The organism is Marinobacter antarcticus, assembly GCF_900142385.1.
GTDB lineage: Bacteria > Pseudomonadota > Gammaproteobacteria > Pseudomonadales > Oleiphilaceae > Marinobacter > Marinobacter antarcticus.
Map to the genome: position 1 here is coordinate 114,702 of NZ_FRAQ01000005.1, position 19,048 is coordinate 133,749.

A 19,048-nucleotide genomic window follows, 5' to 3' on the forward strand; every position below is an offset into this window, starting at 1 on the left:
CGTTATCCCACCATGATTTTCTGCCAGACAGACCGGATGTAACGTCGCTCGTCCGCAAACGCATCGCCGGCTACCTGACTATTAAGGTTCTGCAGCGCCCGTCGGTGAATATTAGAGCGCAGCGCAATGTAGGCTTCGCGCAGTTTCTCGGCATCTTCCACCGGCAACACACCGACCCGGCCCAGCTCCTCCATCTGCCGGATATTGTCGGACCACCGGGTCAGTTCCGGGTGCTCCTCACACCACGCCAGCATGAGGTATTGCACCATAAACTCCATATCCACAATGCCGCCGGCATCATGCTTGATGTGAAAAGTTTCCTCGCGCCGGCTTTCTGCCGTACCCAGGTTGGCCCGCATTTTTTCACGCATCTCTACCACTTCCTGACGCAGCTTGTCCTTATCACGACTCTGACAAAGTATATCGTGCCGGATAGCTTCAAAGGCGGCGAGCGTTTCTGAACATCCGGCAACACCCCTGGCCCTGGCCAGGGCCTGATGCTCCCAGGTCCAGGCATCGTTGCGCTGGTATTTCCCGAAGGCTTGCAGCGTGCTTACCAGCAGGCCGGATTTCCCCGATGGGCGCAGCCGCATATCGACCTCATAAAGCTGGCCAGAAGGGGTCTGGGCATTGAGTATGTGAACAATTCGCTGCCCCAGGCGGGTATAGAAAACCACGTTGTCGATTGGCTTGTCGCCATCGGTTGCCAGCCCCGGATCAGCATTATGAACAAACACCAGGTCAAGGTCCGAGGTGTAACCAAGCTCAATACCTCCGAGCTTCCCATAACCGATGACAGCAAAATCTGTTGCATTGGCGGCGCCGTCAGCGCGCCCCGGATAGCCATGGCGTGCTACCAGGTTAGAGAACGCCAAGTCGACAACGTGATCAAGAACAACCTCGGCAATCCAGGTCAGATAATCACTCACCTTCATCAATGGCAAGGTACCCTTCAGCTCAGAAGCCGCGACCCGGAGCGTATGGGCCCTTTTGAAATGTCGCAGTGACTCCATCTGATTTTCCAGATCTTCATAGGAAATACGGAGCATTTGCTGGCGCAAGTCGTCCTGCAGCTCGTCGCGCGCAGGCGGATTATAAAGACTTTCAGCGTTGAGCAGCTCATCCAGCAGCAACGGTGCTTCTGCCAGTTGCCGGGCAATCCAGGGACTTTCACTACACAATTTGACCAACTGGGTTCGAGCCCCCGGGTTCTCCAGAAGCAGCACCATATAAGCGGTTCGGCGCAGAATAGCTTCAACCAGCTGCAAAACACGGGACAGGGTTTCTGACGGACGCTCCACCTTGGCCAGCGCTTCCAGCAGCACAGGCATGAACTGATTCAGCCGTTTACGCCCCTGGGTTTGCATCGTCTGAACCGTGCGGCTGTCACGCAGGCTGGCCAGCAGACTCAGACTGCCACCCGGATCTTCGTATCCGTGCTTTTCCAGCCACTCAGTATCTGAGACTTCGTCAACCTCCGCCAGCCAGAGCTCAAACCAGCCTTCCTCAAGGGATGACTTCGAACTCTCTTCATCCTCTTCCGTGGCGATAATGTTGCCAAAGTGTGTGGCAACTTTTTCCCGATGTTGCGTCAGCACTTGCTGGCAGCTCTGCCAGTCATCAAAACCCATAGACAGTGCAACCCTCGCTCTCGAAAGCTCGTCTTCGGGCAATAGCTGGGTCTGCTTATCTTCCATGCCCTGCAGAGCATGCTCCAGGTTGCGGAGGAAAATATAAGCCTCACGGAGCTCGTTAATCACCTGCGGAGGCAGGAGCTCAAGTGACTCGAGCTCTTTCAGAATTACCAATAGTTCCCGCTGCTGCAGCTCCCGGTCACGACCTCCGCGAATAAGCTGGAACGCCTGGACCACAAACTCAATTTCCCGGATGCCACCGCTGCCGAGTTTGATGTTGTTCTCCAGCCCTTGCCTGCGGACTTCGCGGCTGATCATCGCCTTCATGCTACGCAGAGATTCAAATGCACTGAAATCGATGTACCTGCGATACACAAATGGCCTGAGACTTTCCATAAGAACCTGGCCGGCTTTCTGATCACCCGCAACCACTCGGGCCTTCACCATGGCATAGCGCTCCCAGTCCCGACCCTGATCCTGGTAGTAGGTTTCCAGCGCGGCAAAGCTCAGCGCGAGGGCGCCACTCTGCCCATAAGGCCGCAGGCGCATATCCACACGGAACACAAAGCCGTCGGCGGTGATCTGGTCCAGAGCCTGAATCAGGCGCTGGCCAAGCCGGATGAAAAACTGCTGATTATCAAGAGAACGTTGACCACCCCGGGTTTCGCCCTTTCCAGGAAACGCGAAAATCAGGTCAATATCAGAGGACACGTTCAGTTCAAACCCACCCAGTTTTCCCATGCCAATCACAATCAGCGACTGCGGTGCTTCTGAACCTGATACCGGGTCTATGCCCCAGGGGGTGCCGTATTGTTCGCATGCCGCGTCATGCAGCCAGTTCAGCGCACCCTGGATACACACCTCAGCAAACGCACTGGTTGCGGCCATGGTTTCCGGCAAATCCGCCCAGCGCATCAGATCCCGCCAGATAATGCGGAACTGGGTTTCTCTGCGAAAGCGGCGCAAGGCGCCCTGCAGGCCAGGCTCATCGGTCACATCTGCAAGATACTCATTGCAGCGTGCCTGGAGATAATCCGGGGTGGTTGGTTCACTCAGCGTCCGCGACTCCAGCAGCGTGCGCACCTGTTCCGGGTGCCGCTCAAGCGTCTGGCGCAGAAACAGGCTCCGGGCCAAGGCTTGGGCAATCACTTCAGCCGAGATACAGGCATCTTCCAGCAACCAGCCTGGCAAACCTTCCGGAAAAACCGCCGCCCAACTGGCAGCAACATCCTCTGCTAGCGGCAACGGAAGGCAACTCCATGGCTCAGACATAATGCAAACCCCTGTCTCTCTGTTATATTTCCGCTACTGTATAACGAACTTACCCGAGACTGAACAGGCCAACACCGGATGCTGAGAAACCGCTTTCCCCTTAACGCCGAACATGAGAAAAGCCATATACCTATGGGCGGACTCATCCGGAAGCGGGTGAAGCGCCTGTTCATGATTCTGATAGCGCTACTGATCGCCCAGATACTGATTATCTGGGCGGTTGAAGACCTGACTCTGTTTGAGTCACTGTGGATGACAATGACCACAATCGCCACGGTAGGCTATGGCGATTACGCTCCCGTAACCTACATCGGACGGATCAGCACTATCCTGCTTATGTTCGTTGGCGCCATCACCCTGCTGACCCTGATTGTCAGCGATTTTATCGAGTACCGGTTCTACCGCCGGGAACGCACTATCACTGGACGCTGGATCTATAAAATGAACGATCACATTGTCATTATTAATACCCCGAAGAACGGCGGCGTGACCTACTTCATGCGCTTTGCTACACAGATTCGGTCTGTACAGGGCTATGAAACCATTCCCATCATACTGCTTACCCGCGAGTTTCCGAGCGGCCTTCCAGCCGAGCTGTCCGACCTCGGCATCGTGCATTTCCATGGATCCGGGTTCGATCCCGAGGCCTTGAAAGCCGCGCACGCAGGAAGTGCCAGGCACATTGTTGTGCTGGCGGCCGACGAATCCGACCCTCACTCAGACAGCCTGACATTTGATATATCCCATCGCCTGAGTGAGCTTAACCTTGGCCAGAAAACCACCGTGGAGTGTGTTACGGACGCCAATCGCAGCCGTTTCAAAACACTTGGCGTGCGTGCCATTATACGCCCGGTGCGCACCTATCCGGAGATAATGGTGCGATCCGTGGTGGCCCCGGGATCGGAAAAAGTACTGGAGGACATGTTCAATTACGAGCAGGATCACCCGCACCGCTACGATCTGAAACTTGACGACCTTAACTGGGCAGACATTGTCAGCGCCCTGATTCGCCACGGCATTGGTACAGCGCTTGCGTACATCGATGAGAACGATGAAGTTATCTGCCACCCGCCCATAACCGATGAAATTGAGGGCAAGGGGCTTATCGTTCTGGTCAAATCAAGCGCACCGCCGGACCTTGAGGTGATCAAAGACGCATTGGAGCGCTATCGAACGTTTCTGGAAAAATGGAGAAACCTGCACGAAAATGCGACCACAGGCGACGCTTCAGGCACCACTGCCCACTGAACAATCTTTACCGATGCCAACGTGAGTGGCGTGATGATTTACGTCAGTATCGTGACAATGATTCTAGAAACTTAACGACTGCCGTGCCCGATTCGCCAATAAGCCAAGCTGGCACTGACCAAGCTCTGGCTTGCCCAGTAAGTGGCTGAGGGTTCCACCTTTGGCCAGATGCTCTGCCAACTTGGCAAAGGGTTGCCCCAAACCGCAAGCTTCAGCATGGGCACCGAGCAACAGAAGATCGACACCTTTCAGCGACACGGCACTGTGTTCTAGCCATGCGCTACTTAGCCGCTGCAATAGCCGATCAATGTCGTCTCGCCCATCGGCCGTCGGCCCTGCATTTTCGGTAACTACCGGCTCTGCCATGTGTATCCCCGCGAGATAATAGCCCTGCTCGGCCTTGCTGATCAGGTTAAGGAAAACCGGGCAGTACTGGGCGAGCCTTTCAGCCCAGGCCAGCAGGCGGGAGGGGTTACCCGATTTAAGCTCAAACTCTACTTCATGAAGCGGCTTCTGGTTCTCGCCGGCAACAATCACTCCATCGTCCAGCGCACACTCAATCACGGCTTCACCATCGTCCAGCATCACCACCTGGCGGGTAAAGTTGGTTTCGAAAACCGGCACCAGTCGGGCCAAGTTTATATCATCCCCCAGCGGCGTATCTGCCAGCAAGCCCAGGGACAGTGAAGGGCCGGCAACTGGCCACTCCCACTCCTCGCGACGATGCGCACCATTAACGAACTCACCACGGGTTTTGAGGGTTTGTACATACTGTTCTCCGGCCTGGCGCACACGCAGGGCTGCATGCTGGCGATTGAGCGCTGCGTCCGGCGTATCGAAATAGCAATTCACCAGGGATTTTTTGCCCCCTTTTACAGCTCCAGGCTGTGCCTGCAGCCAATGCAGCACCGTTTTGAGGCACTCAGGCTCAAGACTCAGTTTTATTTCCAGCTCTTCGGCCATACCTCTTATACCTTTAGATTCTGCTTACCCAAAAAACAAAAACCGGTGGCCCTGAGGCCACCGGTTTTCAATACTAACTGATTAGCTAGGTTAGCTGATCAGAAGTAGTATACCGCACCAACGGACGCAATGGACTGCTCATCACCCGATGCGCCTTCCAGCGTGTACTCACCGGCATCGTCTGAACCAGACAGGTAGCCTTCGAAGTAAACGTACATGTTGTCAGACAGGTTGTGAAGAGCCTGCAGAATGACGGTATCGTTCTGATCACCCGCTGCAGTGTCGTCCTCACGAAGCTGATAAGACAGCGCGAACTGGTTGGCACCCATGGTGTAAACGCCCATCAAGCCAATAGTGTCAGCGACGTCCTTCCGAGTCTCATAGGAGGCGGTCAGACGCAGGTTATCCATGTTATAGCTACCGCGCAGGCCGTAGGAATTTTCGTTGTTGACACCACCATTACCATCGTTAGAGTCGACAGCAAATGCCAGTTCGATGGCATCTATTTCATACATCGCAGCCAGCTGGAACGGGAAAGACTTATTGCCTATTTTGTCGCTAGAAGGAGAGTTATCTCCGTCACCGTTGACCTGAACAGCTGCGGCCAGAGTCAGGCCACCGAAGGAAGGAGACATATACTGGACCAGGTCACCTTCCCCGGTTTCATAATTGAAACCGATGTCAGAACCCACTTCGTGGAACTGAGCTACCTCATCAACAGCGCTCTCGTATATAGAGTCATCGGAACCAACCCAGATCTGACCGAAGCTGTCACCCTTGATACCGATGTAGGCTTCGTCCAGAGCGTCAATACCGTTGCTGCTGTCCTTGTCGTCAGCGTTGATACCTTGAAGCTCCAGCTTGAAGAAACCAGTGATGCCCGGAGCGATCTCGTGGTCGTGTTTGATACCCAGAGTAGAACCGTTGTCAGCGTGCTCAATATTAGAACCTCCGCCGTCAACGTTGGTGTGCTTCAGCACGTACTGAATGTTGCCGTAAACGGTGGGCAGGTTACTTTCCTGCGCCATAACGGTGCCAGAAATGGTGGCAGCAGCAATAGCAGATGCAATGAGTGTTTTTTTCATATTGTGTCTTCCTTTTTAGTGAACGCAGGTTTGAGCGACGATTTCCTATCCCAATCTGCAAGATATCGAAACCACCATAATCTTAAAGTACCTAGATTCAAGCAAAGCACGCAGCCCGGCAAGCCATAGCCCAATTGGTATATTTTGCATCCATTTAAGGGCCGACTCTAGCCTATCCCCGGTGAGGGTCAACTTGATCCAGAGCTGAGCTGTCTTGCTCTCCCCTTGCAAGTCACTGGACCTGAAAATACAAAAAACCGATGACTCAAGAGTCACCGGTCTTCAACTACTTGATTAGCTGGTTAGCTGATCAGAAGTAGTATACCGCACCAACAGAAGCGATGGTCTGCTCGTCACCAGCAGCGGTAGTGCCATCAGGGTCTGCATAGTAGGTCGCGCCGTCGGCGCTAGACAGATAACCCTCGAAATAGACGTACATATTGTCTGATACGTTGTGCAGGGCCTGCAGAATGATGGTGTCATTCTTGTCGCCAGTTGAGTCTACGTCCTGCACCTGGTAAGACAATGCAAACTGATTCGCACCCATGGTGTAGACACCCATCACGCCCATAATGTCATTGACGTCTTTGCGAGTCTGGAATTCACCAATCACGCTCAAGTCACCCATGTTGTAGGTGGCTGTCAGACCATAGCTGTTTTCGTTATTGATACCTGGGCCGTCGTTAGAGTCCATGCCAGCCGACACTTCAAGAGCGTCTACTGCATAGGTAGCCACCAGCTGGTAAGGGTAGGACTTATTACCGAAGGTACGGGAGTCACCGTCACCATTAATCTGGACAGCGCCAGCAAGTGTCAGACCGCCAAAGGACGGAGACATGTATTGAACCAAGTCACCTTCGCCAGTTTCATAGTTGCCGAAGATATCAGAGCCAACTTCGTGGAAGTTGCCAATCTTGACAATAGCACTCTCATATACAGAGTCATCGGAACCAACCCAGACTTGACCGAAGCTGTCACCTTTAACACCGATGTAGGCTTCGTCCAGAGCGTCAATACCGTTGCTGCTGTCCTTGTCGTCAGCGTTGATACCTTGAAGCTCCAGCTTGAAGAAACCAGTGATGCCCGGAGCGATTTCGTGGTCGTGTTTGATACCCAGAGTAGAACCGTTGTCAGCGTGCTCAATAGTAGAGCCTGCGCCGTCAACGTTGGTGTGCTTCAGCACGTACTGAATGTTACCGTAAACGGTGGGCAGGTTACTTTCCTGCGCCATCACGCTGCCAGAAATGGTGGCAGCGGCAATAGCAGATGCAATGAGTGTTTTTTTCATGTTGTATGTCCTTTTGCGAGTTAATTCAGGTTTTAACAACGGGTTAGTCCCGATTTCCGTAAGGTGCCCCAGATCATCTGGATGGCTCCGATTTTACGATCGCCGCATGTCAGAATTGTGACATATCAGCAACTTTTCTTATTGTTGGTATCTGCGCTTTGCCAGATCTTTATAGTTCAGAGACTTACAGCACTCTCTTAAAGCGCTGGATAATGATCCTGTTTTAATACAACACCGCTTGCTTTGCAAATATTTAATGTCGCTCTTCTAGCTCATTTGGAACCAGAAGTGCAACGTTTTATTCCAGTAGATGTCTTCCATGTGTTCCAACAAGCAGATTCCAGCGCGAGCAAGCTTTGGCACTCGCGAACTCACCGGTGCCTCTCACGGGTTGAAAGCATAAAAGTCACCGGCCCATCATTAATCAAGCTCACCTTCATATCGGCACCGAAGCACCCCTCTTGCACTCTTTTGGCGCTCATATCAGTTCGGGCAAGATTGAGGAAAGCCGCATAAATATCTCTTGCAACATCCGGGCCAGCAGCCCGGGAAAAGCCCGGACGGGTGCCAGAAGAGGTATCTGCAACAAGCGTGAACTGGGGAACGACAAGGAGGGCGCCACCGGTGTCGAGCACACTGCGGTTCATACGGCCCGCCTCATCGGGAAAGATACGATAAGTAAGAATTTTCCGGCACAACTCCCTTGCCTCATTCTGCCCGTCTCCCTGCTCTACACCCAGCAACAAAAGGATGCCTGAGCCTATCCGTGAAATCTCACGGCCATCGACTTCAACGCTTGCTTCTGACACCCGCTGGACAAGCCCTTTCATCTGGTATTCTGATCTCTCCGACCAAGTGAGAATTAAAATCACGCAAGAGTGTATCCATGCACACAGATTCCCGCAACTCTTTCACGTTACAAGATGTCAGCCCGCATTTTTGCTCGTTTTAGCCATCACTTCATCAACACCGCGCATGAGCGCATCCACGATGGCGGGCTCAGAAGCCGAATGCCCGGCGTCACGAATAATGCGCAAATCGGCTTCCGGCCAGGCTTTGCTGAGGGCGAGGGCATTGTCCAGCGGGCACACCATATCGTAACGTCCGTGCACAATGATGCCAGGAACATTCCGGAGCTTATGGGCGTCCCGGATAATCTGGTTATCCTCGAGAAATGAAGAATTCATGAAGTAGTGGCACTCGATGCGCGCCAACGCAATTGCAACATGAGGATGGCCAAAATGCTCAACCACCCGGGGATTAGGATGCAGGGTCGCACAACGGCCTTCCCAGACCGACCAGGCTTTTGCCGCCTGAATCTGCTCCAGTTCGTTGTTACTGGTCAACCTGCGATAGTAGGCGCTCACCATATCCCCGCGCTCGATCTCAGGTATCTGCGCCTCAAATTCCTGCCAGTAATCCGGAAATACACGGCTTGCGCCATCCTGATAGAACCAGGCGATATCCCGTGGGCGGCATAGGAAGATACCCCGGAGAACAAGCCCCAACACTCGCTCAGTATGCGTCTGGGCGTAAACCAGGCTGAGAGTCGAACCCCAGCTACCGCCGAATAACAACCAACGCTCAATACCCAGAAACATGCGTATGGTTTCCATATCCTGAACCAGCTTGTCGGTACTGTTTCCTTCCAGTTCCGCCAAGGGCGTGGAACGGCCTGCACCGCGCTGATCCATCAGGATAATCCGGAAACGCTCAGCATCAAAGAAACGGCGGTGATAGTCCTCGCACCCTCCCCCAGGGCCACCATGAACGAAAAGCACAGGTATCCCCTCAGGATTCCCGCTCTCTTCGATATATAACTCGTGGGGCGCTTCCACCGCCAGCCGGTGTTTGGCGTAGGGTTTGATATCCGGGTACAGATTGAGCATGGGCTACTCCGCCGATCAGATAAGTTTCGGTAACATTGTAGCGGAGTTGAATGGGCGGTGGGCGAGCTTTACGAAATGCATAAGCACAAAAAAGGCCGGAGCTGCTGCCAGCACCGGCCTGATTCAAAACACGAATATTACTTCTTGCTTGCGCGCTTACGTTCGTTCTCAGTAAGGTGCTTCTTGCGCAGCCGAATGGACTTGGGCGTTACTTCAACCAGTTCGTCGTCGTCAATAAATTCCAGCGCCTGCTCCAGAGTGAACTTGATCGGCGGCACCAGAGCGATGACCTCATCCTTGCCGGAGGCCCGCATGTTGTCGAGCTTCTTACCTTTGGTCGGGTTGATCACCAAATCGTTGTCACGGCTGTGAATACCGCAAAGCTGACCCTCGTAAACTTCCTGGCCAGGATCGAGGAAGAGCTTCCCGCGACTCTGAAGCGTTTCCAGCGAGTAGGTCAACGCTGCACCCTTCGCCATGGAGACAAGCACACCGTTCTGGCGACTGGTCACGTCACCAACCTTGATCGGCCCATAGTGGCTGAAGGTTGAGGTGAGAATACCCGTGCCGGACGTCATGGTCAGGAAGCTATTGCGAAAGCCGATCAGACCGCGCGCAGGAATGGTGTATTCAAGACGCATGCGACCCTTGCCATCCGGAACCATGTTGGTCAGATCGCCTTTACGCAGGCCCATCTGTTCCATCAAAGGGCCCTGATGCTGCTCTTCAATGTCGACGATGACATCCTCATACGGCTCCTGTTTCACGCCGTCCACTTCCTTGATGACCACTTCAGGGCGGCCTACCGCCAGCTCGAAGTTCTCGCGGCGCATATTTTCAATCAGCACAGACAAGTGCAGCTCGCCACGGCCAGACACCTTGAATTTGTCCATGGATTCACCGTCTTCAACCCGCAGGGCTACGTTGTACAGCAGCTCTTTTTCCAGACGATCTTTGATATTACGGCTGGTGACATACTTGCCCTCTTTACCACAGAAGGGCGAATCGTTGACCTGGAAGGTCATGGACACGGTGGGCTCGTCTACCGTCAGCGGTGGCAGAGCCTCTACATTATTCATATCACACAGGGTGTCTGAGATATGCAGCTGATCCAACCCACTGATACAGACGATGTCGCCAGCCTGGGCTTCGTTCACTTCAACCCGATGCAGACCGGAGTGGCCCATGATCTTCAGAATACGGCCCTGACGTTTCTTGCCATCTGCGCCGATGGCAACCACCGGGGTATTGGTTTTCACCTTGCCGCGGGCGATACGGCCGATACCGATCACGCCCAAAAAGCTACTGTAGTCCAGCTGCGAGATCTGCATCTGGAAAGGGCCATCCATATCCACCGCAGGCGCAGGCACGTGATCGACGATCGCTTGGAACACAGCGTCCATGTTGTCACTGAGGTCTTCATGATCCAGACCGGCAACACCGTTCAGCGCGCTGGCATAAACAATGGGAAAGTCCAGTTGCTCGTCGGTAGCGCCCAAGCTGTCAAACAGATCGAATACCTGATCTACAACCCAATCCGGGCGCGCGCCCGGGCGATCGACTTTATTGACCACAACAATTGGGCGCAGCCCGGCCGCGAACGCTTTCTGGGTTACGAAGCGTGTCTGCGGCATGGGCCCGTCGATGGAATCGACCACCAACAGCACACAATCGACCATGCTCATCACCCGCTCTACTTCGCCACCAAAATCCGCGTGGCCCGGGGTGTCTACAATATTGATATCGTAGCCGTTCCATTTCAGCGCAGTGTTTTTGGCCAAAATGGTGATGCCACGCTCTTTTTCCTGATCGTTGGAATCCATGACGCGCTCGTTCTCGAGCTCTTTGCGATCCAGAGTGCCGGACAAGCGCAGCAGCTTGTCTACGAGCGTGGTTTTACCATGGTCAACGTGGGCAATAATGGCAATATTACGAAGTTTTTCAATCACAAAATTATTCCTGCGGCATGCACTCAATGACCTGAGAGGGTCGTTCGCAGGCGAGGCCCGCGCATGCCATCTCAAATCCGTAAAATGAACTCATCCACCGAAACCTGCAGGTCCGGCGCCTCACATGTGTCTACCAGATCGATAATCCGGGCACATGCGGAGAAAATGAAGCGGCGCGCAGTATATCGAAAACTCTGCACCGTTTATATGAAGAAGAACGCCTATTTCTTAATCAGTTTCATTTGGCGAACGAAGCGCACCATATTGGGGCGTATCCGTAAGCGACCCTATAAATATGCACCATTCTGGTTCAACACTGCGCTGCCGGGGCAGATCAATCACCTGAATTCATTCAAGCGAGCCGGCTGGAGACGCGGCACCCGATCGCAAAACCGCTGCTGCAGGGCGGCCGGTCAAAACTGGCAAGCACCTTGCTTTGAATCACGTATCAGGTTTTTCGAGCATCTGTAAAACCAAAATATGAAGGTAAGAATCAATAGCTTTTGCTAAGCTGCGCAGGCCTGAACAACAAACCGGAATTCAGCCCCTCAGAGCAATCCGGAACATGATCACGAATACACCCGCAGTGCGGGATTACTTACGGAGCATTCACAATGTCCAAGACAGTTGATTTGATTAAAGAACACGAAGTGAAATGGGTCGATATGCGCTTCACCGACAGCCGGGGCAAAGAACAGCACGTCACCATTCCTGCAACTGAGGTCGATGAGGACTTCTTCGCTGAAGGCAAGATGTTTGACGGCTCCTCCATCTCCGGCTGGAAAGGCATCAACGAATCCGACATGATCCTGATGCCGGACGACAGCAGCTCCGTTCTTGATCCGTTCACCGAAGAAAGCACCATCAACATTACCTGTGACATTGTTGAGCCTTCTACCATGCAAGGCTACGAGCGGGATCCGCGCTCTGTTGCCCGCCGGGCCGAGGAATACCTGAAATCCACCGGTATCGCAGATGGTGCTCTGTTTGGCCCTGAGCCCGAGTTCTTCGTCTTCGATTCTGCAAAGTGGAAAACCGACATGCAGGGTTCCATGTACTCGCTTCACTCAGAAGAAGCAGCGTGGGTCTCCGGCGACGACTTTGACAAAAACAACATTGGCCACCGGCCAGGCGTAAAAGGCGGCTACTTTCCGGTACCTCCGGTGGACAGCCTGCACGACCTGCGTGGCGCCATGTGCGCGGCGATGGAATCCATGGGCCTGGTTATTGAAGTTCATCACCACGAAGTGGGCACTGCGGGCCAGTGTGAAATCGGTGTTGGCGCCAACACGCTGACCAAGAAGGCCGACGAGGTCCAGATCCTGAAATACTGCGTGCACAACGTGGCACACGCCTACGGGAAAACAGCCACCTTCATGCCCAAGCCCGTGGTCGGCGACAACGGTTCCGGCATGCACGTACACATGAGTCTGAACAAAGACGGCAAAAACCTGTTCGCAGGCGACAGCTACGCGGGCCTGAGTGAAATGGCGCTGTTCTACGTTGGCGGCATCATCAAGCACGCCAAAGCTATTAACGCGTTCACCAATCCGGCTACAAACAGCTATAAGCGCCTGGTTCCCGGGTACGAAGCGCCGGTTATGCTGGCTTATTCTGCGCGCAATCGCTCTGCGTCCATCCGCATTCCGTATGTAACCAGCCCGAAAGCCCGCCGTGTCGAAGTGCGCTTCCCTGACCCGGCTGCCAACCCATACCTGGCGTTTGCTGCGCTGATGATGGCCGGCCTGGATGGTATCCAGAACAAGATTCACCCGGGCGATGCCATGGATAAGGATCTGTACGACCTGCCCAAAGAGGAAGCCCTCAGCATCCCGAAGGTTGCTGAAACTCTGCAGGAAGCACTGGATTGCCTGAAGGAAGACCATGAGTTCCTGACCCGTGGCGGCGTCTTCACTGAAGATATGATCCAGGGCTACATCGATCTTAAGCGTGGCGAAGTTGAGCGTATCAACATGACCACTCACCCGGTTGAATTCGAACTGTATTATTCTTGCTAAATCCGCCCCGGTGGTTCCTGCTAAAATTGCTTTAGGCAATTAGCAGTATCTGAAGCCTCGCTCACAAAGAGCGGGGCTTTTTTGTGGGGCCGCCCTTAACGATATGTAACCAACATCTCTCCCTGCTGCATTGAAAAGGCGTGTCCGGCCATTGATAATCAGTAAAAATACTAAGACAGGTTGTGCTTATGAACCCAAGGCTTGGAATGACCGCAGGGCTATTGCTCCTGATCGCAGGGCCCGTGGCCGCAGAGGTTTACCGCAATGTGGATGCCCGGGGCAATGTAACCTTCTCCGACGAACCGTCGAAAGGCGCAGAGACTGTGAAGGTGAAGCCGGTTACGACAATTACCCTCCCCAAACCGCAAAACGTCAGGGAAACCGACAAACTCAGGGAGGAAGTAAAACGGGAAGGCTCGGTTTATGAGAGCGTCTCGTTCACCTACCCTGAAGATGAACAAGCATTCTACAGCGGCAGTGGCGACGTGCGCTTTGAAATGCGCAGCACGCCAGGCCTTGAGCCAGAGCACAAATACGAAGTAACGCTGGATGGTCAGCCAGTTGGCCAGAGCGCTTCCGGCGCTGTGACCGTTAACAATATATTCCGGGGCACACACGAGGCCGGCATTCACATTGTGGACAGAAATGGTGTCCAGATTAAATCCGGCAGCCCAATTCGGTTCACTGTTCATCGCCCTTCTACTCAGAATTAGCGCCAAGCCACCGCACCAATTTGGTGCGATGGCACTGCAATTGTGCTAATCTCCAGGCAGCATCGGGACTAAGCGTTCAGGCTGCCCGACTCCTTTCGTTGCAGACCCGCCCTGAAATAACGCGCCTTCGGGTTGCTTGCCCAAGCAGCCCGGCCGTCCTCCGAAATTGGTTCAGTTTTTGCTACTTCCTGTTACAGCGGTTAAGCGAGATACAGGGAGCGCATGGCAAGACACCCCTCCGGCTTAAACCAACAGGAAGCACGTATGGCAAACTCACCAGCCAACGCAAACAGGTACAAGGGCATGCTGGACAACCTCACGACCGCGGTTCTTGTGCTGGAGAGCGATTTGATAATCCGGTATCTGAACCCAGCGGCAGAAAGCCTGCTTGAAACCAGCATGACCCATAGCTCAGGACTTCATCTCCGCGACATCCTTCTTGGTGCAGAGAGCACCCTCAACACCCTGCGCACTGCAGCTGAATCGGGCCAGTCTTACACTCGCCGGGAAACAGAATTCCTTCTGGCTAGCGGTTCACAAAGGATTGTGGACTACACTGTTTCGCTTCTTGACCAAAACCCCGCTGCTCTGCTGGTGGAAGTACAACCTCGGGACCGCCTGCTACGGATAAGCCGGGAAGAAGACCTGATTTCCCAGCAGGAAACCACTCGGATCCTGGTCCGTGGCATGGCCCATGAGATAAAGAACCCCCTCGGGGGCATTCGCGGCGCCGCTCAATTACTCGATCGAGAGCTAACCAGTGCCGACCAGCGCGAATATACCCGGGTAATCATTGAAGAAGCCGATCGCTTGCGCAGCCTTGTTGACCGTATGCTGGGCCCCAACAAAGCACTGAAACCGGCACCTACCAATATTCATGAGATCCTTGAACGGGTACGCACCCTGCTGGAAGCCGAGTGCAAAGGCAGGGTGCTATTCTATAGGGACTACGACCCCAGTCTGCCGGAGTTTTCGGGAGATAAAGAGCAGCTGATCCAGGCCGTTCTCAACATTGCTCGCAATGCGATGGAGGCGGCCTTTGAAAGCGAGGCCACCCTTCCCGATGGCCAAAAAACGCCCACCATTACTTTTCGCACCCGCGCCCTGCGCCAGGTCACTATCGGCCCCAGGCGCCATAGGCTTGTGTGCCGGATAGACATCATCGACAACGGCCCGGGAATCACTCCAGAGCTGCGTCAAAATATTTTCTACCCGATGATCAGCGGCCGCGCCAATGGCACCGGGCTCGGACTGTCCATTACCCAGAGCATCATCAGCCAGCATCAAGGGCTGGTTGAGTGTGAGAGTGAGCCGGGTCGAACAGACTTCATCATCTTCCTACCCCTGGAGGGCACCTCATGAGCCAACAACCCGCCAACATTTGGATCGTCGATGACGATCGCAGCATTCGCTGGGTGCTGGAACGCGCCCTGAGCCAGGCCGGCATGCAGCCCACCGTTTTTGAGAGTGGTGAAAACATCATGAGGCGACTGGAGCGCGAGCAGCCCGACGCCATCATCAGTGATATTCGCATGCCCGGGGTGGATGGCATCACCCTGCTGTCACACATCGTCGAAGCACACCCGGACGTTCCGGTCATCATCATGACCGCTCACTCGGATCTGGAAAGCGCCGTTACCAGTTATCAGACCGGTGCTTTTGAATACCTTCCTAAACCGTTCGATGTAGACGATGCCGTAGCCCTGGCTAAACGGGCTGTCGCTCATAGCCACGAGAAGCGGGCGGTCTCTCAGCCGCAAGCGGAGACCATCCAGCACAGCACCGAGATCATCGGTGAAGCTCCTGCCATGCAGGAAGTTTTCCGTGCTATCGGCCGACTTTCCCACTCCAACATCACCGTCCTGATCAACGGTGAAAGCGGAACAGGGAAAGAGCTAGTTGCCCAGGCGCTGCACAACCACAGCCCCAGGGCCCGACATCCGTTTATAGCCCTTAATATGGCGGCCATTCCTCGGGATCTTATAGAGTCTGAACTCTTCGGCCATGAAAAAGGCGCTTTTACCGGTGCTACTGCGGTACGCCAGGGTCGGTTTGAACAGGCCAACGGTGGCACCCTGTTTCTGGATGAAATCGGGGACATGCCAGGCGATACCCAGACCCGCCTGCTGCGGGTTCTGGCAGATGGCGAGTTCTACCGCGTCGGCGGCACCACGTCCATCAAGGTTGATGTTCGCATCATCGCCGCCACTCACCAGAACCTGGAGAAGCTCGTTCAGTCCGGCTCGTTCCGGGAAGATCTTTTCCACCGACTTAACGTTATCCGTGTGCACCTGCCGAAGCTGGCGGAGCGCTGCGAGGACATTCCCCGATTGATGCAGCACTTCCTGCAAAGGGCCGCCAGAGAACTTTCTGTGGAACCCAAGATCCTGCGCCCAGAAGCAGAAAACTACCTCACAACCCTGCCTTGGCCGGGCAACGTGCGCCAGCTTGAAAACACCTGTCGCTGGCTCACTGTCATGGCCAGCGGCAGAGAGATTCACATTGACGACTTGCCCCCCGAGTTGCGACACCAGAGTGAGACTCAGACCACCGGAGCTACCTGGCAGGAGGGACTCAGGAACTGGGCCGATCAGGAATTAAAAAGGGGAGAAAAGGCAATTCTTGGGTCAGCCCTGCCGGAATTTGAAAAAATCATGATTGAGACCGCTCTGAAACATACCGGGGGGCGTCGCCGGGATGCATCAGTTCTTCTTGGCTGGGGACGGAACACGCTCACGCGCAAAATCAACGAACTGGGTATGGATGACATTGAGGAAGAGTGAGTTTGAGACGGAATCAGACATAAAAAAACGGCTGTCTGAACAGCCGTTTTTTTCAACCCTGCGGTGAACTCTAAATAAGGTAACCGCTAAAACGGTATATCGTCATCAAAATCATCAACCGGCTCAGGCATGCTGCTGCCCTGCGACGGCTGGCTCTGGTTATAACCACTCGACTGCGCCGGCGGCGGACTGTTCTGGGGCTGCGCAGCTGGTGTTGATTGCTGAGGGCGTCCGGCAGGTGCACTTTGGCTCGCGCCGCCACCGTCACTCCCACGACTGTCCAGCATCTGCATCTGCCCATTAATATCGACAACCACCTCGGTGGTGTAAACATCCTGGCCTTCTTTGTTCTGCCATTTGCGCGTCTGTAGCTTGCCCTCGATATAGACCTTGGAACCTTTGCGCAGATACTGTCCGGCCACTTCGGCAATCTTTCCAAACATCACAACCCGGTGCCATTCCGTTTTCGGAACCAGCTGGCCTGTCTGGCGATCCTTGTAACTCTCGTCGGTAGCAATATTCAGGTTCACCACGGCATTGCCGTTAGGGGTATAACGGGTATCCGGATCCTGCCCGAGATTCCCGATAAGGATGACTTTATTTACGCCTCTTGCCATGTTCCGCTCCTGATTCTGTTTTCAGGGACACCCGCATTCCTTGCGAGCCTCCGGATTTCAAGAACTGCTACCCTGTCGGACGAAAGGAAAGTCCGCAAGTAGCGCCTCATCAAAGTGCTGTCGATCCACCTTAAGATAGGCGGTGGCAGCGTTTTCAACAATGACCACATCCTGCACACCCGGCAAGCCGCGCAGACTGCCATCAACTTCGTCGTACTGGTCACTGACCATGTCCCGCAACTGTACCACGAAACCCGAGGTGTAGCCCGGCGCAGGCATGGTCAGAGCGACGAGCAACCAGAGCCCGAGGACGGTGACCATAAACCAGACCACACCTTCGATCCCAAACTGCTGCAGCAGGAAGCCGCCGAGGGCTCCTCCCAGAAAAGCCCCCATAAACTGCGAGGTAGAATACACGCCCATGGCCGTTCCCTTGCTTGCAGCCGGCGCCTCTTTACTGATCAGAGACGGCAGGCTGGCTTCAAGCAGATTGAAGGCCATAAAAAAGAAAAACAGCACGACCCAGGCGACGGGCAGGCTATTTGACACTCCGGACAGCCCCGCTGTTGCCAACGCAAGCAAAGCAATAGCACCACAAAGCACAGGTTTCATTCTGCGTTTCTTCTCGCCAATGATGATAAACGGCACCATGGCCAAAAACGAGGTAAGCATCACGCTCAGGTAAAACCACCACTGCGAACCACTGGCCAGCCCAAGCTGATTCTGCAGAACAGATGGGAACACCAGAAACAGTGACGTCAGCACCAGATGCAGTGAGAAAATCCCGAAATCCAGTCGCAACAGGCGCTTGTCAGACAGGACGCGCCCCAGCATTGCCTTCGCAGGATGAGTGTCGGCACTGATTTTGTGCTGGTGCGGCGTAGGAACCACTCGGCTGACAATAAGCAGCGCGACCATGGACAGAACGGCAGTGGCATAGAAGATCCCGGACAGACCCCACACCGAACCCAAAAGTGGCCCGAGAACCAGAGAGACCGAAAAGGAAAGTCCGATGGAAATACCCACCGTCGCCATGGCCTTGGTTCGCTCTTCCTCACGGGTTAGGTCACTGAGCAGCGCCATGAGCACACTGGCAATAGCCCCAGCGCCCTGAAGAATCCGACCGGCGATGACGACGTATATTGAGTTCGTAGAGCCAGCCAGTATGCTGCCCGCGGCAAAAAGAACCAAGCCTATATAAATCATGCGCTTGCGGCCAACGCGATCTGAAAGCAGACCAAAAGGTATCTGCAGCAACGCCTGGCTCAGGCCGTACGCGCCAATGGCAAAGCCAAGCAGAGCCGGCGTTGCACCTTCAAGCCCGTCACCCAGCAGCATGAATACCGGCATGACCATAAACAGCCCGAGCATACGAATGGCATAAACGGATGCCAGCGCAAATACGGAGCGTTTTTCCAGCGTATTCATTGCAGTCGGCTCCTGTCCCGGGGTTGAAAGCGTGGCCTTGCGAAAGAACATATGTTCCACAGGCGGCGCATTGTAACAGAAGGTTCTCCGACGGGGCACAGGCGCGACTTTACCGGCATTTTCGCCGTGGCCGGCGGAACACGTTATAATTTGCGTTTTTT

14 protein-coding genes are annotated in these 19,048 nt (G+C 54.4%); 5 read left to right on the forward strand and 9 right to left on the reverse strand.

Annotated elements, in window-relative coordinates; translation table 11 throughout:
• Positions 1–2: 2 nt before the first annotated feature.
• The gene (gene glnE / locus BUA49_RS16895) at positions 3–2,906 is read right to left on the reverse strand and encodes a bifunctional [glutamate--ammonia ligase]-adenylyl-L-tyrosine phosphorylase/[glutamate--ammonia-ligase] adenylyltransferase (protein ID WP_072799713.1); all 2,904 of its coding nucleotides are present in this window, start codon (positions 2,904–2,906) and stop codon (positions 3–5) included.
• Positions 2,907–2,984: 78 nt separating this feature from the next.
• On the opposite strand from glnE, the gene BUA49_RS16900 reads away from it, so the two are divergent.
• The gene (locus BUA49_RS16900; protein ID WP_072799715.1) at positions 2,985–4,154 is read left to right on the forward strand and encodes a potassium channel protein; all 1,170 of its coding nucleotides are present in this window, start codon (positions 2,985–2,987) and stop codon (positions 4,152–4,154) included.
• 63 nt (positions 4,155–4,217) lie between these two features.
• On the opposite strand, the gene BUA49_RS16905 is transcribed toward BUA49_RS16900, so the two are convergent.
• From BUA49_RS16905 to typA, 6 genes are all read right to left on the reverse strand, one after another.
• A complete protein-coding gene (locus BUA49_RS16905) occupies positions 4,218–5,117 on the reverse strand; it encodes a CYTH domain-containing protein (RefSeq protein ID WP_072799716.1) in 900 nt (299 codons plus the stop codon).
• 98 nt (positions 5,118–5,215) lie between these two features.
• Positions 5,216–6,202 carry a porin gene (locus BUA49_RS16910; RefSeq protein ID WP_072799718.1) on the reverse strand — a complete coding sequence of 329 codons (987 nt, stop codon included), beginning with the start codon at positions 6,200–6,202 and terminating at the stop codon, positions 5,216–5,218.
• A 310-nt stretch (positions 6,203–6,512) separates the two neighbouring features.
• Positions 6,513–7,490: a porin gene (locus BUA49_RS16915; protein WP_072799720.1), complete on the reverse strand. Its 978-nt coding sequence runs from the start codon at positions 7,488–7,490 to the stop codon at positions 6,513–6,515.
• Positions 7,491–7,861: 371 nt separating this feature from the next.
• The gene (dtd, locus tag BUA49_RS16920) at positions 7,862–8,320 is read right to left on the reverse strand and encodes a D-aminoacyl-tRNA deacylase (RefSeq protein WP_072799722.1); all 459 of its coding nucleotides are present in this window, start codon (positions 8,318–8,320) and stop codon (positions 7,862–7,864) included.
• A gap of 96 nt (positions 8,321–8,416) precedes the next feature.
• Complete coding sequence (gene pip / locus BUA49_RS16925; protein WP_072799724.1) at positions 8,417–9,379, reverse strand: prolyl aminopeptidase; 963 nt, start codon at positions 9,377–9,379, stop codon at positions 8,417–8,419.
• Between the two features lie 137 nt (positions 9,380–9,516).
• Entirely contained in the window at positions 9,517–11,328 is a 1,812-nt protein-coding gene (typA, locus tag BUA49_RS16930) for a translational GTPase TypA (RefSeq protein WP_072799725.1), read from the reverse strand.
• 614 nt (positions 11,329–11,942) lie between these two features.
• On the opposite strand from typA, the gene glnA reads away from it, so the two are divergent.
• The 4 genes from glnA (at position 11,943) to glnG (ending at position 16,842) form a co-directional block, all read left to right on the forward strand.
• A complete protein-coding gene (glnA, locus tag BUA49_RS16940) occupies positions 11,943–13,346 on the forward strand; it encodes a glutamate--ammonia ligase (protein ID WP_072799729.1) in 1,404 nt (467 codons plus the stop codon).
• 188 nt (positions 13,347–13,534) lie between these two features.
• Positions 13,535–14,059, forward strand: coding sequence for a DUF4124 domain-containing protein (locus BUA49_RS16945; protein WP_072799730.1), 525 nt, complete (start codon positions 13,535–13,537; stop codon positions 14,057–14,059).
• Positions 14,060–14,323: 264 nt separating this feature from the next.
• Positions 14,324–15,421, forward strand: a complete 1,098-nt coding sequence (gene glnL / locus BUA49_RS16950; protein ID WP_072799732.1) for a nitrogen regulation protein NR(II) — start codon at positions 14,324–14,326, stop codon at positions 15,419–15,421.
• Entirely contained in the window at positions 15,418–16,842 is a 1,425-nt protein-coding gene (gene glnG / locus BUA49_RS16955) for a nitrogen regulation protein NR(I) (protein ID WP_072799733.1), read from the forward strand. Before glnL ends, glnG begins: the two co-directional genes overlap by 4 nt.
• 86 nt (positions 16,843–16,928) lie before the next feature.
• Here the strand turns inward: glnG and ssb are convergent, their stop codons facing one another.
• Together ssb and BUA49_RS16965 are read right to left on the reverse strand one after the other, a co-directional pair.
• Positions 16,929–17,459, reverse strand: coding sequence for a single-stranded DNA-binding protein (gene ssb, locus BUA49_RS16960; protein ID WP_072799735.1), 531 nt, complete (start codon positions 17,457–17,459; stop codon positions 16,929–16,931).
• A gap of 57 nt (positions 17,460–17,516) precedes the next feature.
• Positions 17,517–18,887, reverse strand: a complete 1,371-nt coding sequence (locus BUA49_RS16965; protein ID WP_072799737.1) for an MFS transporter — start codon at positions 18,885–18,887, stop codon at positions 17,517–17,519.
• Positions 18,888–19,048 lie beyond the last annotated feature (161 nt).